Source organism: Scytonema millei VB511283, assembly GCF_000817735.3.
Classification (GTDB): domain Bacteria; phylum Cyanobacteriota; class Cyanobacteriia; order Cyanobacteriales; family Chroococcidiopsidaceae; genus Chroococcidiopsis; species Chroococcidiopsis millei_B.
This window is the reverse complement of record NZ_JTJC03000001.1, coordinates 1232913-1254315: the sequence shown is the minus strand read 5'-3', so window position 1 is coordinate 1254315 and position 21403 is coordinate 1232913. Positions and strand designations below refer to the sequence as shown.

The window sequence follows — 21403 nt, the reverse complement described above, 5'->3', positions numbered from 1 at the left end:
AATTCTACTACTGGTAAGTCTGCGATCGCAACTCGATAAGTGTCACTTTGAATAAAATCCTCTGCTTCATAGGCTTTCAAGCATATATGCAATTTATTTTAGGCGAGCTAATACAGGTGTTTTATTAATGTTTTCTGCTTGTCTAGCTTGAATTTCGGCTGATTTTATGCTTTATGTTCTTCCAAGTCTATAACTGCAATCTGCTCTGAGAAATTACCTACTCAATAAATCAGTAAATTTTCGCTTGAATGCATACTAGAGCGAGAATACTTTAGGTTTAGCTTAGCTTTTTAAAGCTACTGTAAAGTAACCGATCTGTATCTGCCAAAACTTAGATTTGTATGAGGTGTAACGATCCACAACTTATCCAACTCATTACACTTCTCTATTGCATAACTGCACTGAAATAGAGTGTTTTTCATCTACTTAAAAAGCTACTTGAATTAAACGCTCTGCCCCTAACCACAATTTTTCTAATCAAAACTGCTGAGGGCAAAAGCAAGTACAAATCTGCGTAACTTGTCCCACACTCGCACAATTCTAGTCGCGTTGAGTGATACATGGGGCTGGCAGTCGCTTGTCAACTTATCAGGGTACAAGATGAATTTACACCAAAAGATCCAACACCTAGCTCAAAACAAATCGCTATTGCGATCGCTAAAGCCTAAAACAATTGCCTCTATTTTTGTTGCCTCGGCTCTCCTCTACACTCTACCAGCACGGGCGCTAACGAGTTACTTAGGGATTAATAACGGCACTGGTTACAACACCGAGCCAGAATATGTCGATCGCTCCATCCAGCACACAAAGGACTTAAATTTAGAAGTCGCCCGTATGGGTATGGATGGTGTTGGCGGTTTTACAGAGGGCGCTGGTTTCAATTGGTCAGCCAGAGATGCAGCAATCGATCGCTACCTCAACGCCGGACTCAAAATTCATTTGGTACTATCGGCACGGATGCACGTCAATCGAGACGGCAACTACGAGCAGTGGAAGGCAAATTTCCGTTATTTTGCTCGCAATGTCATGATGCGTTACAAGGGCAAGATTTCTTACTACATTATCGATAACGAACCCGACCTCGACTACGGCAACGGTAAGATGTCAGCTCAAGAATGCGTCGATATGACGCGGATCGCTTACGAAACAGCCAAATCCATCGATCCAAATATCAAAATTGAATCGCCGCCCGTAATGGGAATTGAATCCGGTCTGTTAGACGAAATGTTAGACGCTGGGATTGCTGAGGTGAGCGACTATATCGGCTTGCACGCCTATGGCGGACAAATTTCTGAGAATCGCCTCGGGCATCCTTGGCGAGTCCTAGAATCGCGTGGCATCCGCAAGCCTCTAGCAATTAGCGAATCGGGATCGATTAACGAGTATTGCAATGGTTCGCAGTTTGAAACCGAAGACTGTCGCCGTCGCTGGTTTGCTTATTTCGGACAACAACTCAAACGATTTGGTTACGACCACGCACTACTATTCGATCTTGACGGTCACGATAGCTGGGCTGTTGCTCCAGGTTTTAACCCCACGAAAACTTATCAGCAAATCAAAGATTTGAGCTTAAATGAAGCTCTCAGTAATGCCGATTTTGAGTCAGACAACAACGTTGAAACAGGCTGGATACCATTTGATAGCAACGATGTCTGGATTCTTGAAGGTGCTTCGCCCTATGTGAGTTTTGTCCGCAACGATAATAGTGGAGCGCATGGAGGAGGCGGATATGTCAAACTCAACAACGGTGATGCCTCCCCAGATACCCCAGTAAGCGTTCGTCGCATTGTTGGTCAGTTACCAAAGGGACAAAAGGTCAAGATTGGTGCTTGGGTGTATGTCAACGGCAAGGCATCAGCAACCCTGAAAGCATTAGGCTACGACTATCGCAATGGCGATGCCGAAATCTCAGCCACCTCAACCAAGAAAAATGGGTGGGAATACTTAGAGATCGAAGTCCCCATTTCGAGATACTGGACGGTCATCGAACTAGGAACTTCGGGAACTGGCAATTCGGGAGACTATGTCAAGTGGGATGATGTCTCAATCGATTAATTTGTAGAGGCGCTTTGCTCCTCTATAACTCTAGCTCAACTCTGCTACGACTCGATCTTCGAGTAAAGTTTGATTAGTGAGCAAGTCCTCTACAGTCATTCGCAAGCAACGCTGTGCGTCTACTTGAAACAGGACTTTAATCCGATCGCTCCCAGGATACCCAGGTGGGGTTAATTGGGCAATTTGCCTTGCTCCATCCCGGTCGTTGAGGGGTTGTACTTGTTTTTTACCACTATCTAAACGGCGGGTAATCAGGCGATCGCCATCAAAATAAACTTCCGTCCCGCCAGTCTCCGCCCCCAGTTCTCCGACTATCAGTTCGATACTGGGCTGATTATCTAACGATGCGCCCAAAACCAATTCTACGGGATTTGTCATCGGGTAAGGTTGCCCTGGATTGATAATTGGATGCCAGTTGTGACACTGATTCCGTCTATCCCAATAACGGATACCGTAACTGTGATAGAGAAAATCTTTGACTTCCACACCTTGACAGATCTGCAACGCACCTTGGGCGATCGCTTCAAACGGGCGATCGCAATGAATTTTTTCCGAGGGAAAATACTGCTGTACCCAAGTCTGCACGGCAGGCATTTGTGCTGTTCCACCTACCAACAATACGGCATTGATATCTGTTACTTCTATACCTTGTCGCCGCGTCTGCTGGAGCAGCTGCTGCATCGACTCGTCTAATTGCTCGAAAAATTGACGATCTGTCAAAATCTGCGTGAGGCGATCGCGGTCTAATTCTAATTCGTAACTCTCAAACGTCTCATCATTAAAATAAACTTCGCTAGCTTGCACCTGGCTGGAAAGTTGAATTTTTACCCTTTCTGCCAAGCGAGTTGTTAAAGGAGAAACGGCTAATCCCCGCTCCTGGGCGAAATAATCGACAATCCAGTTATCGATATCAGTTCCACCCAAATTTTGCCCTGCTTTTGCTAAGACACGGGCGGTTTTTAGCTTCTGCCCAGATTTTTTGGCAAAAGATTTCTTACCCCATTGCAGTAAAAAACCTGTCTGCTGTTTGACAGCATTTCCGCCACCATCCAAGCGGACTAAAGATAAATCTAAAGTGCCACCGCCAAAATCAATGACTAATAAGTTATCCTGTTCTGCCATGCCATAACCCAAAGCGGCGGCTGTAGGTTCGTCCAGAATTCGCACTTGTTCCACAGGTAAAGCACGGCAAATTTCGCCCAGCCACAAGCGATAAGCTTCAAAACTATCGACTGGGACTGTCAAGACTAAGGACTGCTCGTCTTCAGGGGCTTGAGTGGCTAATTTCTCAATGATTTGGCTCAAAAACCACTTGCCAACTCGTTCAAACGAGACCGTCTCGCCATCCAGTTGCGGCAAAAATCCCTGAATTTCCGTACCAATACCGCGCTTAAAGCTACGAAAAAATCGCGGGTCAGTCGTTAAATCTAAACCGCGATCGCGTACTGTTTGTCCAATTAACACGCGATCGCTTGCCGCATCTTCTATGTAGACCAAACTAGGAATCAAAGGTGGATTTTGCCCCAACTGCTGAGATAAGCCTGGTAAACTCAAAGTTTCCGCTTGCTGCGTCACAGGATTCCAACGGGCTATACAAGTGTTACTCGTACCAAAATCGATTGCGATCGCCATGCTTAATCAGTTATCAGTTATCAGTTGTCAGTTATCAGTAACTAGTAACCAGTTAATTCCGAATTTGGAATTCTCATTTCATCCTACCCTGTCAGCGATCCAAGCTACATGCTGCATTCTTTTCCTAGTCCATAGTCTCCACTCACAACTCATAAGTTGTAAGTCAGGAGATAAGTCGCGCATTCGCGCATTCGCAAGCGTATAGCTACTAGCCACCAGCCACTAGTCACTGATAACTGTTCGCTGTTTACGCCAGCCTGTTTCTGCTTGGTTTAAGACATATGCGGATACTGCTTGAATTTCCTCAGATGTCAAGCGATCTTTATAAGCTGACATATTTCCTTGACCGTTGGTGACAATGTTGGCGATCGCCTCTATTGAATCCATACCATATTTTTTCAAGGCTTTTTGCTTCAAATTCTTACCGCGTCTGACAATGTTGCCACCGTTAATGTGACATCCAGCACATTGAGTTTCAAAGATTTTGGCTCCGTCTAGTGTATCTGCGGCTAAGGCTGGGACAGAGGAGGCGATCGCGACTGCGATTGGTATCACTAACACTAAACTAAGTATCTGCTTTAATAACATTTTCATATGGTAAAGAAATTGTCGGTAGCAACATTGCTATAAGCCAATATTAAAGTGTGAAAGGTAAAGTCGGTGAAGGTAATACCATCTCAGACACTTTGCCTTTCCTTCGAGTGAAATGACATCATCCCAGCCAGACTTTATGGGCAAAACCGCTAATTTGAGAGCATGATGGAGAAAAGCAAGTTTGGGTTGCAGCCATGAGTCAGAGCATTTCTACGACTTCAAAACGGTTGACGTTTGAGGAATTTCTTGCCTACGACGATGGTACGGATACGCGCTATGAATTGGTGGATGGAGAATTAGTAGAGATGCCCCCAGAGAGTCAGATAAACACTGATATTGCCGCAGGATTATTTTTTGAGTTAGCTAAATACGTTCCGTTTACTCTGATTGCCCATAAGGACACTGAAATTGAAGTGATGGGACGCGGGGCAAGATGTCGGCTACCCGACTTACTGGTTCACACGGAAGAATCGAAAGCAGCTTTGGCAGGCGCAACTCGTGCAACGTTAACGCGAGATATGCCACCACCTGCTTTGATTGTCGAAATTGTTTCTCCTGGCTCCATCAATCGTAGCCGCGATTATCGATATAAGCGCACGGAGTATGCAGCGCGGGGTGTTGCCGAGTATTGGATTATCGATCCCCAAGAACGGCGGATTACGGTATGTCAGTGGGTAGACGGGCAGTACGAGGACAAAGTATTTGCAGGTGAAAATCGAATTGAATCGACTGTGATTCCAACGTTTGAGCTAACAGCAGAACGGATTTTCGCATTTGCTCAAACCTAGTTGGGGCAAAGATCGTATCCCTACTCCCGTAGGGCGGGTATGAAGCCAAGATTTATTGCCTCATCTGCGGATCTTTCACTAAACCCGCCCCTACAACTCCCGACTCCTGACTCCCGCTCATCGTGACTCGCCAACGCATATTTCTATTTGTTATTGCACTACTCCTCATCGTGCTTTCTTGGTGGCAGATCGCCGCTGCAAGAACTGGACTAATCGTACAGTCCCTTTCTAGAAATGGCATCCCGATGCTTTATGTCGCACCAGCCCGATCGCAGCCAATGCCAGGAGTGCTGATAGCTCATGGTTTTGCAGGCTCTAAGCAGTTAATGTTAGGTTATGCCTATACGCTGGCTCATGCTGGCTATGCGGTGATGTTGTGGGACTTTAGCGGACATGGAGCTAATAACAAGCCTTTGACACGATCGCTCCAAACCGATCTCGATACTGCATATAAATACTTACTCACTCAACCGGGAGTCGATCCGCAACGGCTAGCCGTGTTGGGACATTCAATGGGTAGCGGTGCAGCGATGACAGCAGCAATTCAACAAAGCGATCGCTTTACTGCAACTGTGGCGATCTCTCCTACTAAAGCCGCAGTCACGCCGCAATTTCCAGTAAATTTACAACTTCAAGCAGGAAGTTGGGAGCCGCGTTTTATTGTCAATGCCCAGCAGTTACTACAGCAAGCAGGGGGAGAAAGTCAAGGGCGATCGCTCGTTATCATCCCCAATGCCGAACATATTACTATTCTCTTTCGCCAAGTTAGCCACCAAGCTGCTAAAACCTGGCTCGATCGCAGTTTTGGCATCCAAAACTCCAGTACTTATGTAGATAATCGCATGACTTGGTATGGCGTACATCTATTTGCATGGCTTTTAATACTAGGTGCTGTTGCTCCTACGATCTCAGACGAGATATTACTTCAGCCACCGAGAATCTGGCAGCGCTTTCCTGCAAGAGGAGCGTCAGATCTGCTGTTTCAAGCAGCCATTCAAACTCGCAATTGTGACATAGTGAGTAAAAGCGATCGCCTCAAAAGTTGGCTCGGTCTCATCTTGAGTCCTTCAGGAGCAATTGGCGCACTCGCCTTACTCAACCGCAGCACGGACATTTCCAGTTTAGGTGGCGTGTTGGTAGGTGGTGCGTTGGGAATTTGGTTTTATGCGGCTGGTATCGTCTGGTTGTTGGCTAACTTGCGTTTACCACGCCTAACTCTAGCAGGATTGAGTTTGGGTTTGGGGCTGTTTCTTCTGCTTTGGGTTGCTTTTGGGGCGATGGCGCAGGTAGTCTGGTTGCAGTGGTGGTTGGTTCCCGTTCGCTTGCAACTGTGGCTGTGGTTATCGCTGTTGTGTTTTCCCTGGCTGCTTGCTTCCGGTATCGCTCAAAGACAAAGTAGCATTAAATCGCGCTTGATTTGGTGGTTGGGACAAAGTTTAGTGTTAGTTATGGGACTGTTAGCAACAATCCAAATTTTGCCGCAGATTAGTTTTATCTTCCTCTTATTGCCTCTATTTCCCTTATTTTTAGCAATGTTCGCGATCGCCTCTGCCTCGGTTAAAGATATTTGGGCTTATGCAATTGGATGTTCTCTATTTTTTAGTTGGGCGATCGCGGCTGCTTTTCCCCTGGTAGGATAACCTAAGCTTAAATTCAGTTGCCAATAATATCAGTGTTAGCAATCGAGAATGGCTTATGAAATCGTTGCATCGCCCAGATATGTATACATGGTCGATTTTCGACCGCGATCGAAACATGGATTTCAATAGCTATGTTTGGATTTGCCCTGAAGGTAACATCCTCATCGATCCTTTGGCATTATCACACTACGATTTCGATCGCCTTAATTCGTTTGGTGGTGCAGCTTGGATTATTATCACGAATTCAGACCATATCAGGGCAGCTAAAGGTATCGCTCATGTCACCGGAGCGAAAATTGCTGCCCCATTAGGTGAGAAAGAAACCTTTCCCATTGCGTGCGATCGCTGGCTGATGGATGGGGATGAGTTAGTCCCAGGGTTGCAAGTTTTTGCTTTATCTGGTTCCAAAACTCTTGGGGAATTGACACTCTTAATTGAAGGTAAGACTTTAATTACAGGCGACTTAATCCGCGCCCCCAAAGCTGGTAGCCTGACAATTTTGCCAGACGACAAGCTCAGTCACAAAGCGGATGCTGTAGCTTCAGTCCGCCGCATTGCCGCGATCGATAGTATTGAAACCGTACTTGTCGGTGATGGTTGGTCTATCTTCCGCAATGGTAGCGATCGCCTCAAGGAACTAGCAGCAACGCTATGAGAGGGTGTGGGGTGTAGGATACTACACCCTAATGCAGTTGGTTGGGATCTTCTAGAGTTACTGGCAGTTCGGTATTCTCGATTCGGTTAGGATCTTCCAAAGTTGGGGGAAGTTCGGCATTTTCCGCTGTGTTGAGGTCATTTACCCTTTCGGAAGTGCCTGCATCCCCAAATTCCTCTTCTGCTAAACAACCAGCTACAGAAACCGAGTATTGATGACCTGTAGAGCTAATATCTCCAACTCTCACATTGACCTGATAGGGTTGATTGTCGCGACGGGGAATAGCCGCAATTTTTAGCGGTTGACCTTCTAACAGCCTCACAGAAGAATTGCGATAGAACTGGTCTTTCGTGCCATCGCTATATTTCAGGTACACCGAGATATTGTACTTAGCAGTTTGCTCTGGCATTAGATCGACGACAAAGCGATCGAACATAGCACCGCCTGGTACGCCAAAATCGGTATTGTAGTTATTCCGAGAGATCAACATTCCTGGTGCGGAAACAATTTTCCTCACCTGCGTCCCATCACCCCCGATCGCATTTAATGACTGACAGCTTTGACCGTAAGCGGGTACACCACTAGCCAATAACCCTAAAATTCCCAACACAGCACAACGATAAAACACGCCCCAACCTCCTTCTGAGCTTTTTCGCCAAAAGTCTACTAGAGATAATCATATTTTTTGGGAAATGTCAAGAAAGTTTATTTGATAAGGAGCGAGGAGTGAGGAGCGAGGGGAAGAAGAGAGCTGAGGAAGCGGAGGAAGCTGAGGGAGCTGAGGGAGAAAAGTTACTGGTAACTGGTCACTGGTAACTGGTCACTGATAACTGGTCACACTAGCCACTAACCACTTTCTTTCCGACTCCCGCCTCCTTTACGGCATAGACTTAGACTCAAATGCAGCATAATTCCCTCCCAACCCCTCGACAATTGTGCGGGTATTGGCTACTAGCATTTTTGGGTAAGTATCGCCGTCTGTGCCTGGTTCTCCTAAACTATCAGCATAGAGTTCTCTGTCTGCAACTTTGACGTTTGCTTCCCTTGCTACAGCTTCAATCAGTTGCGGGTTGACTGTCTTTTCAGCAAATATTGTCGGAACGCCAGACTTTCTAATATCTTTGACGAGTTCTGCTACCCTAGCGGCTGTAGGTCTTTCTTCCGTGCTAATTCCTTGTAAGGCTCCTTCAATTGGAATTTTATAAGCATTTGCATAGTAACCCATTGCATCGTGGGTGGTGACTAATTTACGCTGTCCAGGTGGAATTGTCTGAATCTGAGATTTAATCCAAGTATCGATCTGTTTGAGTTCGCCCGTCAGTTGTTTGGTATTGCTGGTATACTTTGCGGCGTGATTCGGAAATGCTTTTGACAAGGAGTCAGCGATCGCATTAGCGATGCGAATACCGTTTTGGGCATTATGCCAGACGTGCGGATCGGTAACGGTTTGTCCGTCTTCCTCAAGTTGTTGGGGTTTGGGAACGCCAATCTCATGCACTGCTACTTTAGGCGCGAGGTTAGAGGTGGCTTCGATCAGTTTAATTAAACCAGACTCAAAGTTGTAACCACCATACAAAATTAATTGCGCTTGCTCGATCGCTTTGCTATCTTCTGGTTTTGGTTGATATAAGTGAGGGTCAGCACCAGGCTCGATTAAACATTTTAAGTCTATGGTGTTTGCCGCGATTTCTTGAGTTAATCCGCAGGTAACGCTGTTAGTTGCAACGACAAGTGGTAAGTTATTTTTCTGCGCGATCGCCTCATCCCCTTTGAAATTCAATCCAGCTATACCAAGTGCCATCGCAACGGTAGTTATGGATTTGACAGACAACTTTAACATTTTCTTTTCGAGCTTGAGTGATAATGATTATCATTGTGCTATAAGAGGGCATATGTTAGAAGTCCAACATTTAACCGTCAGCTATCGAGGTGTATCTGCTGTTGAAGATGTCAGTTTTCGGCTGCAACCAGGACAACTCGTTGGCGCGATCGGTCCTAATGGTGCGGGGAAAAGCACGATGGTTAAGGCAATGTTGGGTTTAGTACCAGCTGCAAGTGGAGTGGTAAAGTATTGCGATCGCGCTTTGAAACAGCAATTAGATGCAGTAGCATATGTTCCCCAACGCACGCAAATTGACTGGGATTATCCCGTGACCGTATGGAACGTTGTCATGATGGCGCGGACGAGACAGACGGGATGGTGGCGCGAACCCAATCGTCAATCCAAACAAATTGTCGCCACCGCTATAGATCGAGTTGGGATGTGGGAACTGCGTCACAGACAAATTGGCGAGTTATCCGGCGGACAACAGCAGCGAGTATTCTTAGCGCGATCGCTAGCACAGGAAGCAGAATTATTCTTTTTTGACGAGCCATTTGTTGGCATCGACAAGAAAACCGAAACAATTATGTTTGATGTATTTTCCGAATTAAAATCGCAAGGTAAAACGCTATTAGTCATTACTCACGATCTCGCCACAACATTAATCAAATGCGATCGACTCTTATTATTAAATCGTCAGTTAATCGCCAACGGTTCACTCAAAGAAGTCGCGACAACAGCCAACATTCAACGCGCCTACGGAGATAGCGTATTATTGTTACGTCATTAGGGGCGCACAGCTGTGCGCCCCTACTAATTACTAATTACCAACTACTAATGTCCAATTTATTAATCGAACCACTAAGTTTTGAATTTATGCGTTTAGCGCTAGTAACAGCAATTTTACTAGGCGTGCTTTGCTCGATTGTCGGTACTTATTTAATCGTGCAACGCATGGGGTTATTAGGAGATGTTATCGCCCATGCAGTCTTACCAGGACTAGCGATCGCCTTTTTTCTAGGAATTGATATATTTGTCGGTGCATTTATTTCCGGTACGCTCAGTACGTTTGTCATCTCTTGGATTCAGTCTCAGTCTCGAATCAAAGTTGATGTAGCAATGGCGTTAGTTTTTTCGGGCTTTTTAGCATTAGGAATTACCCTAATTACCGTACTCAAAAGTAAACTAGACCTACATCAGTTTCTTTTTGGCGATATTTTAGGAGTCACAACAACTGATGTCTGGAGAACCTTAGCGATCGCCGTTATTATATTACTGTTAGTGAAGCTATTTTACAAGGAACTATTATTTTATACTTTCGATCCTTTGGGCGCTCAAGCTGTCGGTCTACCAGTCACTTTAATTCACTTAGGCTTAACGGCTGCTATTACCTTGACAATTATTGTAAGTATGCAAGCAGTAGGTATAGTGTTAGTTGTTTCGCTCTTAATTGGACCTGGAGCTACAGCTTACTTACTCGTAAAAGAATTGTATCAAATGATGATTTTTGGAGCAATTATTGGGATTTTTAGTAGCGTCACTGGAATGTATTTTAGCTACTATTTCAATATTCCTTCTGGTGCGGCGATTGTCTTAGTAGTTTCAGGATTATTTGTATTAGCGCTATTATTCAGCCCATCCCAAGGTATTTTAACCCAGCCAGCAGTAGCAAATCGTTCTCTTTCAATCTTACGTCAATTCAAACAATCGAAAAAACGAATTTAAAAATATAGAGACGTTACATGTAACATCTCTACACTAACAACTGATCCTACTTAGCCACTAGCCGCTAGCCACTAGTCACTGATAACTGTCAAAGCGGTAGCTTACCCTGTAATTGCTGAACTGCAACGATACAACTAGAACAGTCACAACCATATCTTTGAATTGCAGTCTGCGACTCTTCATCAGTGAAATCTAAAGTCGGAACTTCATCTTTGGAGGGAGTTTCTGTGATATTGGTCGAAGGTTTAGGAGTTGGGCGATCGAATACAATGTCTACTAAGGGAGGAGGAGATACCGATTTTGAGGTATCGTTAGCTTGAGTCACAATTTCTCTAGCCTGAGCTGGATCGGGTGCTATAAGTATTAATGCCACGATCGCAGGATAGGCAAGCAAGGCTAATTTAGATAACTTCATAACTCACACCGTAAATTAAGTTACGTGGTTGGCGCACATTATAACTACAGTAAGGTATTTTGTATAATAATTTTTGTTTAATCTAGGTGTATTAATTTTTCTGGTGTTAAAAAAATAAAGATTGAAATAGCGATCGCAATACCTCTTGTCAAGATTTAAAGATGCGATCGACGAGTGCTATTTGAGCGTGAAATATCTACTTTTTCTCAGTGTTGCATAATTTACATTTTTTATTGTTAAATATTTAACATTTGCATTTGAGAAAACCATAACTAAATCGCTAAATAACTGCAACTTCTAGCTGCAAACATTAAGAGCAAATGAAAATTGCTTAGTAATGTAGCCAAATAGGTTTATGAATAAGACTTTATATAGATCGCTCTCTGAGATCGATTTAATTGTTTTTGTAGAAAAGTTTTACTGTTACTAGAAGAATCTTCCATTCTTCCATCTGTAAAAGTTGTAGAGTATGCGAACTTCCGTGACTACCAATTCTAAAAAGCTACCACTGCGCCTGATTCTAGTCGTGCCGTTCGTGCTACAAATCTTCGCCGCAGTGGGACTAGTAGGGTATTTTTCCTTCCGAAATAGTCAGCAGGCGATAAATGACCTAGCTTACCAATTAATGACTAAAGCGAGTCATTTAGTCAATCGACACCTCGATACTTATCTAGCTACTCCACATCAAATTAATCAAATCAATGCCGATGCGGTGGAATTAGGACATTTGAACTTGCAAAACTATCCTAAACTAGGACATTACTTCTGGAAGCAGTTGCAGGTATTTAATGTTGGCTATATTTCTTACGCAACAGTAAAAGGTGAATTTGCCGCAGCTGGCTATTACAAAAATCCCAAAGAGGCTGTAATTGATGAAGTCTCTTCAGCTACCAAAGGAAAAGATTATATATACGCTACAGATAGTCGTGGCAATCGTACTAAGTTAATTAAGATCTTGCCAGGTTACGATCCGCGATCGGAGTCTGTTTTTCAAGATACAGCGCGAACAGGTAAACCGACTTGGAGCCAGGTTTACGCTTGGGATGAAGATCCAGACATTTTATCAGTTGCAGCTGGCTATCCAATTTATAACAAGAATAAAGCACTGCTGGGAGTTATTAGCGTCGATCTGCGACTGACACAGATTGGTGATTTCTTGCGCCGCATACATGTGAGCCAGTCGGGAAAAATTTTGATTGTCGAACGGAATGGATTAGTCGTAGGAAGTTCGAGTTCTGAACCGCCATATAAAATTATGCATGGCAAAGCGCAGCGGCTAAATTTTCTCAACAGTCGCGATCGCTTAATTCAATCTACAGCACGATATTTACAAACTAAGTTTGACAGCCTAAAACAGATTCAACACAGCCAACAGCTAGAGTATACGCTAGGAGGAAATCGCCAGTTCGTCCAAGTAACACCGTGGCGAGATAGATATGGTTTGGATTGGTTAGTGGTTGTCGTTGTGCCTGAAGCTGATTTCATGGCACAAATTAACGCCAATACTCGTACTACAATATTGCTCTGTTTAGGAGCATTAGCGATCGCTACAGCAATTGGTATTTATACTTCTCGTTGGATTACTCAACCAATTTTAAAATTGAGTCGAGCCAGTCAGGAAATTGCTGCTGGAAATTTAGAGCAAACAGTCACAGTTAAAGGTATTCAAGAACTCGATATTTTAACTAAGTCCTTCCACCAAATGGCAGGACAATTGCGAGAATCTTTTGCAGCTTTAGAAAAGACAAATCAAGCATTAGAACAGCGCGTGAGCGAACGTACTCTACAACTGCAATTAGCAAAAGAAGCTGCTGATACTGCGAATCAAGCTAAAAGCGAATTTCTCGCTAATATGAGCCATGAACTGCGGACTCCGTTAAATGGTATTTTGGGTTACGCTCAAATTCTCCAACGTTCTTCAAGAATGGCAGAGCAAGAACATAAAGGACTTAACATTATTGCTCAGTGTGGCAATCATCTCCTCACCCTGATTAATGATATTCTCGATCTTTCAAAAATTGAAGCGCGGAAAATGGAACTTTATCCTATAGAATTTCATTTTCCTGCTTTTCTGCAAGGAGTAGTCGAAATTTTTAGCGTTCGTGCTGAGCAAAAGAAAATTGCTTTTATTTATAGTTTGGAAGGGGAAATACCTACTGGAATTTGTGCTGATGAGAAGCGTTTGCGACAGGTATTAATTAACTTGCTCGGTAATGCAATTAAATTTACAGAGTACGGTGAGGTTAAATTTATCGTTAAAAGCCGAAAACTCGAAAATATAAATTATCAGGTAAGGTTTCAAATCGAGGATACTGGTGTAGGCATGACAACCGAACAATTAACCAAGATTTTTTTACCCTTCGAGCAAGTGGGAGATAATAAATATCAAGCGCAGGGAAGTGGTTTAGGACTGGCAATTACTCAGAAAATTGTTTCGTTAATGAAGAGTAATATTCAGGTATCTAGTCAAATAGGAAAAGGTAGTATTTTTTGGTTCGATCTAGAATTGACTGAAACTACAAGATGGTTGGACATAGCTAGGCTGAGGTCTCAAGGTAAGATTGTTGGTTTTCATGGTAACAAACAGAGAATTTTGGTAGTTGACGATCGCTGGGAAAATCGTTCTGTTATAGTTAGTCTTTTAGAGCCACTTGGATTTGAAATAGTAGAAGCTGAAAACGGTCGAGAAGGTTTAGAGAAAGCGGACAAATTTTATCCCGATCTCATTATTACTGACTTACTAATGCCATTGATGAATGGCTTTGAAATGTTACAGAGAATTCGCGCCTCAGAGCAACTTTCTGGAATTATCGCGATCGCCTCTTCTGCTAGTGTATTTGAAACCAATCAATATCGTAGTTTAACTGCTGGAGCTGATGAATTTTTACCCAAACCAGTACAAGCAGAAATTTTATTAGAAATGTTACGCTCGCATTTAAATTTAACCTGGATTTACGAACAACAAGAAAATCAAATAGTCTCATCAATTCAAAACTATGCTATCCAACATCATCAAATCGGGCTGCCTCCAGAAGAAATTTTGACTCAACTATACGAACTCGTTAAGAAAGGCGATCTCGATAAAATTTTAACTGTAGCCTATCAATTAGAAAGGTTAAATGGTAAATATCTATATTTTGCTCAAGAAATCATTCAGCTAACCGAAAGCTTTCAAGTTAAGAAACTACGACAAATACTGCAAAAATATATAGAAAATTGAAGCCATGACGAGTATTGGGCTTTCTATTATAGCACTCTTGTTTGATTTATGAACGTATAATAGGCTTCTATTTTATCCTAGAAATGATAGATACGAACAATAGATAATTATTGTTCGTAAAATATTTATGACTGCTATATTAAATATTAATACGAGCGTTTAATGAATAAACCACAAATAAACAATCAATGTTCATTTGCATCACCCCGGCTTAAATCTGCGTTTAAGTTTATTTTTTCAACAGTAGTTCTATTGTTAAATTTAATCTTATAGTACTGTGATGAAAGCTCTAACTACTGGACTGATATTAATTGTGGATGACAACCCCACAAACTTGTCAGTTCTATCGCATACGCTAAAAAGCGCTGGATTTAACATTAGAGTTGCGATGGATGGCGAAAGCGCGATCGAGCTAGTAAAGTGCGAACCACCCGATCTCATATTATTAGATGTTCAGATGGAAGCACTGGATGGATTTGAAACCTGTAGTAGACTCAAAGCAAATCCAGACACGCAAAAAATCCCCATTATTTTTATCACTGCCTTAGCCGATCCGCAGGCTAAAATTAAAGGCTTTGCTATCGGAGCAGTAGACTATATTACAAAACCATTTTACGCAGCAGAAGTTATCGCTAGAGCGTCAGTACATTTACAATTGAGCTTTTTGACACGCCAGGTAACGGAACAAGCGATCGCGCTGCAAAAAGCAAATCAGGAATTACAAAACCTCATCCATATAGATAGTTTGACCCAAATTGCTAATCGTCGCCAATTTGATACTTGTATCGAGAGAGAGTGGCGACGGCTAGCACGGGAGCAAGCACCGCTAGCTTTAATTTTGTGTGATGTTGATTACTTTAAAAAATACAACGATTGCTACGGTCATATCGCTGGAGATATTTGTTTACAAAACATTGCCAAGGCGTTGATGCGTGCTGTGTCACGTCCGGCAGATTTAGTCGCAAGATATGGTGGTGAAGAATTCGGAATTATTTTGCCAAATACCAATACTGAAGGTGCAATTCGAGTCGCCGAACGCATTCAAGCAGAGATACAACAGCTTCAGATTCTTCATTCTCAGTCTGAGGTGAGTGCATACGTCACTGTGTCTTTAGGAATTAGCAGTCAAATTCCGCATCGGGAAATATCTACTGAAAAATCGATCGCTGCTGCCGATCGCGCTCTCTATTGTGCCAAACAGCAAGGACGTAATACTTATTGTATTTGCGATCGCCTCTAGAAGACTGGCAAGCTAGATAAAGAGATCCAAAGAATTTGGTATACCAATACAATGCAACCAAACCAAGCAGAGATTGAGGCAATTCGCGCTCAAATTGCAGCTCTACAGCAAGAATGCGCCTCCCTCAGCGCTGAGTCACCAGAAAGTACTCCCCCGCAGAAAACAAATGACGACTTAGCACAGCTACTAGAAAGCCTTGCAGCTTTGACAGCACAACTGCGACAAAAACGCGCCGAATTCACCGCCTTGCAAGTGCGATCGCAATATCAATCGATCGAGCAACACGTTGAGGAAGGGAGAACGCAAGCTAAAGTTCACGCCGATCGAATCAACGAACTTGCAGGAGAGTTAGCCGAAGAAATCCGCGCGCTCAAAGCGATCGCAGATCGAATTAGTCCGAGTTATTGGCAAGTCTACTACAAACCGTTCATCACTGGCTTTCAAACGATTTCAGTCCCTCATGTCCGTTCTGATGGAGACGTGTGGACGATTGTGAATCGCGTGGTTTAGATACATAGCGAGTTGATGTGAGTTATGAACAAACTCGTTTTGACGGTTGACGGTTGACGGTTAACGGCTAACGGTTAACTCTCAACCATCGACCGTGCATTATTCACAAATTGTTTAGACTTGCTATAGGTGGTTTAGATGATAGATTGTAGGGGTGTATCGTAATGCATCTCTACAACCATAGGTACAGGCTTCTGATAAAAGTTGAATACATGGCGATCGCTACTCTCGGTGACGAGATACTGACTAGTAGCGAGGGGACTGAAAACAACGGGTTTAAACTGTCGCAAGTTTTGACATTCTTCAATGACAGGGAAAGGTTTGTGTCTGGTGACATCATTCCAGCCAAACACTAACATTCCACCTGGACGCAAGCATTGAAAACATTGTTGAAACGAGATCTCAGTTGCTTCTCTACTATCAATACCATGTCCGAAGACACCGTTATAAACTATTAAGTCAAAGTACCCAGGAGCAAAATGCTGGCTTAAGTTTAATAGCGAGTCAACAACGTGTCGTTTAGAACCGAACTTTTTTCTGTTCGGATTAATTTCAATCGTCCAGTACTCTTTGTTTTGGAAATAGCGATTGTACGGTTTAGTGTACCAGTCGCTACCAACAAATAGGATTTTGTGAAATTCATTACACTTGACGATGTAAGGAATAATTGTATCTTCTAATACGAAGCGATCGGGAGAATTTAGATAGAAGCTGAAACCCTTCCTTCTGGTGACAGATATTAGAGCTAACCAGCTTTGAATTTGATTCACTAAGGGTTTGGGAAGAGCTAGTTTAGCAAGTTCCTTAGCCTGCCTGAGAATACTCATAGATACAATAACCTTAATTAAAATAAATTTTTGCCAGAAAATTTTGTAGCCTACTTGACCGTCTCATCTATGCCAAAAGTAGCAAATGTGCGATCGAGTTGAGATATCCCTTCATGACTCAACTTAGCCGTCAAATTTTTTCTGATTTTAAAGAGTAGTATAAAAAAATTTTAAAAAAATAGGAAGGCTCTAAACTTGACGATTAGAAACAAGCGATCTAATTCACTGACTAAAATCGTTTTGTTTTGGCAAATCAATGGCTTATTTGCTCTATGTACAAGCTGTGCTAGAAGCTACTATAAATAGTTTTTGTCATTACCTAAAATTTCATTCATCAATAAAAAAATAAAGTATAAAAAATATCATTTTATTTCTGTTGAATAGCCTATTTGTAGCTATTTATTCGTGGTTCATACTTAAGATTACTCAGTGTAAATGTAGCGGTGAGTATCATGGTGATTTTTCTTTGTCGCTTCTTCTAGCAGGCAAATTGTTCATTACCAGTATTTGTCAGTACTAATAAATATTTTACGTATGTTTTTATACTAAATTACTTTATAAGTATTTTTACTATGTAAGTTAAAGATTTTAGTAAAGTAGGTGAAATTCCCTTTGCAAATCTTTACTTAACTTAATAGAATAGAAGGCATAGATAGTAAGTATTTATTCCCAGCCATGTTTCCCGAACAAGTTCCTTGGCTAAGCATCATCACCCTACTACCGTTAGTAGCCAGCCTAGCCATTCCGTTGATTCCAGACTCTCAAGGCAGAGTTGTTCGCTGGTACGCTCTCGGAGTCGGAATCACAGATTTCTGTATCATACTCTATGCCTTTTGGCAAAATTTTAATTTACAAAACTCAACATATCAGCTCGTCGAAAGCTACGCTTGGATTCCCCAGATTGGTTTAAACTGGTCGGTTGCCGTTGACGGTTTATCCATGCCTCTAGTGTTGCTAGCAGGTTTTATCACCACGATGGCAACTTTGGCAGCGTGGAACGTGACAAACAAGCCACGCTTGTTCTACTTCCTAATCTTGGTCATGTACAGCGCCCAAATTGGCGTGTTTGTTGCCCAAGATATATTGATGTTCTTCTTAATGTGGGAAATCGAGCTAGTCCCTGTATACTTGCTGATCTCCATTTGGGGAGGACAAAAGCGGCGCTACGCTGCCACTAAGTTTATTCTTTATACTGCTGCTGCTTCTATATTTATTTTGATATCCGGTTTAGCAATGGCTTTCTACGGGGATACAGTCACATTCGATTTGACTGCCCTGGGGCTGAAACACTATCCTAAAGTCCTAGCGATGCTAGCCTATGCTGGATTTTTTATCGCCTTCGCTGTGAAATTGCCAGTATTCCCCCTGCACACTTGGCTGCCAGATGCGCACAGCGAAGCATCTGCCCCAATCTCAATGATTTTGGCTGGGGTATTGCTAAAGATGGGAGGTTATGCGCTTATTCGCTTTAATATTGAGTTGCTACCCGATGCCCACGTTTACTTTGCACCAGTCTTGGCAATATTGGGGGTAGTTAACATTATTTACGGTGCTTTTGCTGCCTTTGGTCAAGGGAATCTCAAGCGGCGACTCGCTTATTCTTCCATAGCTCACATGGGTTTTGTCCTGATTGGGATTGCTTCCTACACGGATTTAGGCATTGGCGGCGCGGTATTGCAAATGGTTTCCCACGGTGCGATCGCCGCTTGCTTATTCTTCCTATCAGGAGTAGCTTACGATCGCACCCATACTTTAATGATGGAAAAGATGGGGGGGATGGCGAAAGCAATGCCCAAAGTCTTTGCTTTATTTACCGCTGCTTCAATGGCTTCTCTAGCTTTACCCGGAATGAGCGGATTTGTGGGTGAGTTGACAATTTTCCTCGGCATCACCACCAGTGACGCTTACAGTTCTGCGTTCAAAACCGTCGTCGTGTTCCTCGCGGCTGTTGGTTTAATTCTGACTCCAATTTACTTGCTGTCCATGTTGCGGCAAGTCTTCTATGGGAAAGCAGATCGCGAACTGGCATTCGAGTCATATTTAGGCGATGCTAGACCGAGGGAAGTTGCGATCGCAATGTGTCTGCTAGTTCCCATCGTTGGCATTGGTTTGTATCCTAAAATTGCCACGCAAACTTTTGATGTCAAGACGGTAGCAGTCGCAAGCCAAGTACGTACCGCACTTTCTACCGTGGTCGCACAGCAGCCCAAGACTCCTCTATATTCTCGCCTGCTGGCTGCACCTCAGTTAGCCGTAACTCAAACATCGAATTTGGCTGAATAGTCATTTGTCATGAGTCATTGGTCATTTGTTTGTAGAGGCGGGTTCACCGAGATTTTCACTCACCAGTCGAAATGATTGGTTAACCCGCCCGTACATTAGCAAGAGCAGATAAAGCATATTTCGTGTAGGGGCGCACAGTTGTGCGCCCCTAATTGTGTTGTGATAAAACAAATCCCGACAAAAAAAGTCGGGTATGTTTGACTCGCTATATACACCGTGTTAGTATCAACCGAAGTTGACGGACAATCGAGGGAATGACTAATGACTCAGGCGATCGCAAACCAAACCAAAACAAACGCCACGTTTAGAGCCTTGAAATGTAAGGAATGTGGTGCTGAGTACGAACTACAAGCAATGCACGTTTGCGAATATTGCTTTGGTCCATTGGAAGTTGCCTACGATTACACCGCTTTGCGCGAAACCGTCACTCGCGAAAGCATTCAAAAAGGACCTCACTCAATTTGGCGCTATCGTCCTTTTTTACCTGTTGCTACCGATAACCCGATTGATGTCGGTACTGGCTTAACACCTTTAGTCCGTGCCAATCGTTTAGCGCGTCGTCTCGGACTGAAAAAGCTTTACATCAAAAACGATGCTGTCAACATGCCTACCCTGAGCTTTAAGGATCGGGTGGTATCGGTTGCCTTGACTCGCGCTCGGGAGTTAGGTTTTACGACAGTATCTTGTGCGAGTACGGGGAATTTAGCTAATTCTACCGCTGCGATCGCCGCTCACGCAGGTTTAGATTGCTGCGTCTTCATCCCCGCCGATTTAGAAGCAGGTAAGGTTTTAGGGACTTTGATTTACAGCCCTACCGTTATGGCAGTACAAGGTAACTACGACCAAGTAAACCGCCTCTGTTCTGAAGTGGCAAATACATATGGTTGGGGTTTTGTCAACATCAATTTGCGCCCCTATTACTCCGAAGGTTCTAAAACTTTAGGTTATGAAGTTGCAGAACAACTCGGTTGGGAACTGCCGGATCATGTAGTTGCACCTCTAGCCTCTGGCTCCCTATTCACCAAAATCTACAAAGGCTTCCAAGAATTTACCGAAGTTGGCTTAGTAGAAGGCAAGCACGTCAGATTCAGCGGCGCGCAAGCCGACGGATGTTCGCCGATTGCCCAAGCTTATCGGGAAAACAGAGACTTTATCAAACCAGTGAAACCGAGTACGATCGCTAAATCAATTGCGATCGGTAATCCCGCTGATGGTGTCTATGCTTTAGATATTGCGCGCAAGACCAATGGTAACATTGAATCAGTTAGCGATCCTGAAATTATCGAAGGCATCAAATTACTAGCAGAAACCGAAGGCATCTTTACCGAAACCGCAGGTGGAACCACGATTGCCGTGTTGAAAAAACTGGTAGAAGCAGGTAAGATCGACCCCGAAGAAACCACAGTTGCTTACATCACTGGAAATGGCTTGAAGACACAAGAAGCCGTTCAAGGATATGCAGGCGAACCCCTCACAATTGAGCCAAAACTCGATAGCTTTGAAAGAGCATTAGAGCGTTCTCGCACCCTCGAACGCCTCGATTGGCAACAAGTTTTGGTCTAATTTTAAATTTTGGATTTTAGATTTTGAATTGATAATGGGTAATTGGTTGTTGATGACCGATATACACCCATTATCCACTTCCGACTCCCGACTCCCGACTCCCGACTCCCTAGATATGGCTATCAAAGTACTAATTCCGACTGCATTGCAAAAGTTCACCAACAATCAAGCTACTTATGAGGGTAGCGGTCATAGCGTAGCCGAGCTGATTGAATCTCTGGAACAGGGTTTTCCTGGGATTAAGTCCCGTTTGTGTGACGAACAGGGACAACCGCGTCGTTTCTTGAATCTATACGTCAATAGCGAAGATATACGTTTTTTGGATGGTATAGATACACCTTTGAAAGAAGGTGATGAAGTGAGTATCGTCCCTGCGGTAGCTGGCGGTTAATTCAGTTATCAGTTAACAGTTATCAGTTATCAGTGTAGAGACG

General features: G+C 43.3%; 18 protein-coding genes. 12 read left to right on the top strand and 6 right to left on the bottom strand.

The window, feature by feature from the left end:
• Window positions 1-600: 600 nt before the first annotated feature.
• A complete protein-coding gene (locus tag QH73_RS05660) occupies window positions 601-2055 on the top strand; it encodes a hypothetical protein (protein ID WP_039715558.1) in 1455 nt (484 codons plus the stop codon).
• A 30-nt stretch (window positions 2056-2085) separates the two neighbouring features.
• Here QH73_RS05660 and QH73_RS05655 read toward each other — a convergent pair whose 3' ends face one another.
• Both QH73_RS05655 and petJ read right to left on the bottom strand, forming a co-directional pair.
• Window positions 2086-3687, bottom strand: coding sequence for an Hsp70 family protein (locus QH73_RS05655; protein WP_039715557.1), 1602 nt, complete (start codon window positions 3685-3687; stop codon window positions 2086-2088).
• A gap of 222 nt (window positions 3688-3909) precedes the next feature.
• Window positions 3910-4275: a cytochrome c6 PetJ gene (gene petJ, locus QH73_RS05650; RefSeq protein WP_039717446.1), complete on the bottom strand. Its 366-nt coding sequence runs from the start codon at window positions 4273-4275 to the stop codon at window positions 3910-3912.
• 200 nt (window positions 4276-4475) lie between these two features.
• On the opposite strand from petJ, the gene QH73_RS05645 reads away from it, so the two are divergent.
• The 3 genes from QH73_RS05645 to QH73_RS05635 all read left to right on the top strand — a co-directional run bounded on the left by QH73_RS05645 (window position 4476) and on the right by QH73_RS05635 (window position 7364).
• Window positions 4476-5069, top strand: a complete 594-nt coding sequence (locus QH73_RS05645; RefSeq protein ID WP_039715556.1) for a Uma2 family endonuclease — start codon at window positions 4476-4478, stop codon at window positions 5067-5069.
• 122 nt (window positions 5070-5191) lie between these two features.
• Window positions 5192-6709, top strand: a complete 1518-nt coding sequence (locus tag QH73_RS05640; protein WP_039715555.1) for an alpha/beta fold hydrolase — start codon at window positions 5192-5194, stop codon at window positions 6707-6709.
• 55 nt (window positions 6710-6764) lie between these two features.
• Entirely contained in the window at window positions 6765-7364 is a 600-nt protein-coding gene (locus QH73_RS05635; protein WP_039715554.1) for an MBL fold metallo-hydrolase, read from the top strand.
• A 28-nt stretch (window positions 7365-7392) separates the two neighbouring features.
• Here the strand turns inward: QH73_RS05635 and QH73_RS05630 are convergent, their stop codons facing one another.
• The gene (locus QH73_RS05630) at window positions 7393-7992 is read right to left on the bottom strand and encodes a hypothetical protein (protein ID WP_132866675.1); all 600 of its coding nucleotides are present in this window, start codon (window positions 7990-7992) and stop codon (window positions 7393-7395) included.
• A 249-nt stretch (window positions 7993-8241) separates the two neighbouring features.
• On the bottom strand, window positions 8242-9204 hold the full coding sequence (locus QH73_RS05625; protein ID WP_039715553.1) for a metal ABC transporter solute-binding protein, Zn/Mn family: 963 nt from the start codon (window positions 9202-9204) through the stop codon (window positions 8242-8244).
• A gap of 52 nt (window positions 9205-9256) precedes the next feature.
• On the opposite strand from QH73_RS05625, the gene QH73_RS05620 reads away from it, so the two are divergent.
• On the top strand, window positions 9257-9976 hold the full coding sequence (locus QH73_RS05620) for a metal ABC transporter ATP-binding protein (protein ID WP_039715552.1): 720 nt from the start codon (window positions 9257-9259) through the stop codon (window positions 9974-9976).
• Window positions 9977-10023: 47 nt separating this feature from the next.
• Complete coding sequence (locus tag QH73_RS05615) at window positions 10024-10911, top strand: metal ABC transporter permease (protein WP_039715551.1); 888 nt, start codon at window positions 10024-10026, stop codon at window positions 10909-10911.
• Between the two features lie 88 nt (window positions 10912-10999).
• Here QH73_RS05615 and QH73_RS05610 read toward each other — a convergent pair whose 3' ends face one another.
• Window positions 11000-11326: a hypothetical protein gene (locus tag QH73_RS05610; RefSeq protein WP_052290039.1), complete on the bottom strand. Its 327-nt coding sequence runs from the start codon at window positions 11324-11326 to the stop codon at window positions 11000-11002.
• A 481-nt stretch (window positions 11327-11807) separates the two neighbouring features.
• Here QH73_RS05610 and QH73_RS05605 point away from each other — a divergent pair, with 481 nt between their 5' ends.
• The 3 genes from QH73_RS05605 to QH73_RS05595 all read left to right on the top strand — a co-directional run bounded on the left by QH73_RS05605 (window position 11808) and on the right by QH73_RS05595 (window position 16296).
• Complete coding sequence (locus QH73_RS05605) at window positions 11808-14546, top strand: hybrid sensor histidine kinase/response regulator (protein WP_309476454.1); 2739 nt, start codon at window positions 11808-11810, stop codon at window positions 14544-14546.
• Window positions 14547-14826: 280 nt separating this feature from the next.
• The gene (locus tag QH73_RS05600; RefSeq protein WP_039715549.1) at window positions 14827-15786 is read left to right on the top strand and encodes a diguanylate cyclase domain-containing protein; all 960 of its coding nucleotides are present in this window, start codon (window positions 14827-14829) and stop codon (window positions 15784-15786) included.
• Window positions 15787-15837: 51 nt separating this feature from the next.
• On the top strand, window positions 15838-16296 hold the full coding sequence (locus tag QH73_RS05595) for a hypothetical protein (protein WP_039715548.1): 459 nt from the start codon (window positions 15838-15840) through the stop codon (window positions 16294-16296).
• 134 nt (window positions 16297-16430) lie between these two features.
• On the opposite strand, the gene QH73_RS05590 is transcribed toward QH73_RS05595, so the two are convergent.
• Complete coding sequence (locus tag QH73_RS05590; RefSeq protein ID WP_052290038.1) at window positions 16431-17123, bottom strand: methyltransferase domain-containing protein; 693 nt, start codon at window positions 17121-17123, stop codon at window positions 16431-16433.
• 675 nt (window positions 17124-17798) lie between these two features.
• Between QH73_RS05590 and QH73_RS05585 the strand changes: the two genes are divergently transcribed.
• The 3 genes from QH73_RS05585 (at window position 17799) to QH73_RS05575 (ending at window position 21360) form a co-directional block, all read left to right on the top strand.
• Window positions 17799-19406 (top strand): NAD(P)H-quinone oxidoreductase subunit 4, encoded by a 1608-nt coding sequence (locus QH73_RS05585; RefSeq protein WP_039715547.1) that lies wholly within the window; start codon window positions 17799-17801, stop codon window positions 19404-19406.
• Between the two features lie 261 nt (window positions 19407-19667).
• Window positions 19668-20969 carry a threonine synthase gene (gene thrC, locus QH73_RS05580; protein WP_039715546.1) on the top strand — a complete coding sequence of 434 codons (1302 nt, stop codon included), beginning with the start codon at window positions 19668-19670 and terminating at the stop codon, window positions 20967-20969.
• 115 nt (window positions 20970-21084) lie between these two features.
• Complete coding sequence (locus QH73_RS05575; RefSeq protein WP_039715545.1) at window positions 21085-21360, top strand: MoaD/ThiS family protein; 276 nt, start codon at window positions 21085-21087, stop codon at window positions 21358-21360.
• Window positions 21361-21403: the final 43 nt, after the last annotated feature.

Bases quoted from the DNA above. Each gene is read 5' to 3' on its own strand.
- QH73_RS05620 (WP_039715552.1), top strand. From the start codon at position 9,257: ATGTTAGAAGTCCAACATTTAACCGTCAGCTATCGAGGTGTATCTGCT.
- QH73_RS05625 (WP_039715553.1), bottom strand. From the start codon at position 9,204: ATGTTAAAGTTGTCTGTCAAATCCATAACTACCGTTGCGATGGCACTT.
- QH73_RS05655 (WP_039715557.1), bottom strand. From the start codon at position 3,687: ATGGCGATCGCAATCGATTTTGGTACGAGTAACACTTGTATAGCCCGT.
- QH73_RS05615 (WP_039715551.1), top strand. From the start codon at position 10,024: ATGTCCAATTTATTAATCGAACCACTAAGTTTTGAATTTATGCGTTTA.
- QH73_RS05590 (WP_052290038.1), bottom strand. From the start codon at position 17,123: ATGAGTATTCTCAGGCAGGCTAAGGAACTTGCTAAACTAGCTCTTCCC.
- QH73_RS05600 (WP_039715549.1), top strand. From the start codon at position 14,827: ATGAAAGCTCTAACTACTGGACTGATATTAATTGTGGATGACAACCCC.
- thrC (WP_039715546.1), top strand. From the start codon at position 19,668: ATGACTCAGGCGATCGCAAACCAAACCAAAACAAACGCCACGTTTAGA.
- QH73_RS05660 (WP_039715558.1), top strand. From the start codon at position 601: ATGAATTTACACCAAAAGATCCAACACCTAGCTCAAAACAAATCGCTA.
- QH73_RS05610 (WP_052290039.1), bottom strand. From the start codon at position 11,326: ATGAAGTTATCTAAATTAGCCTTGCTTGCCTATCCTGCGATCGTGGCA.
- QH73_RS05635 (WP_039715554.1), top strand. From the start codon at position 6,765: ATGAAATCGTTGCATCGCCCAGATATGTATACATGGTCGATTTTCGAC.
- QH73_RS05575 (WP_039715545.1), top strand. From the start codon at position 21,085: ATGGCTATCAAAGTACTAATTCCGACTGCATTGCAAAAGTTCACCAAC.
- QH73_RS05595 (WP_039715548.1), top strand. From the start codon at position 15,838: ATGCAACCAAACCAAGCAGAGATTGAGGCAATTCGCGCTCAAATTGCA.
- petJ (WP_039717446.1), bottom strand. From the start codon at position 4,275: ATGTTATTAAAGCAGATACTTAGTTTAGTGTTAGTGATACCAATCGCA.
- QH73_RS05585 (WP_039715547.1), top strand. From the start codon at position 17,799: ATGTTTCCCGAACAAGTTCCTTGGCTAAGCATCATCACCCTACTACCG.
- QH73_RS05645 (WP_039715556.1), top strand. From the start codon at position 4,476: ATGAGTCAGAGCATTTCTACGACTTCAAAACGGTTGACGTTTGAGGAA.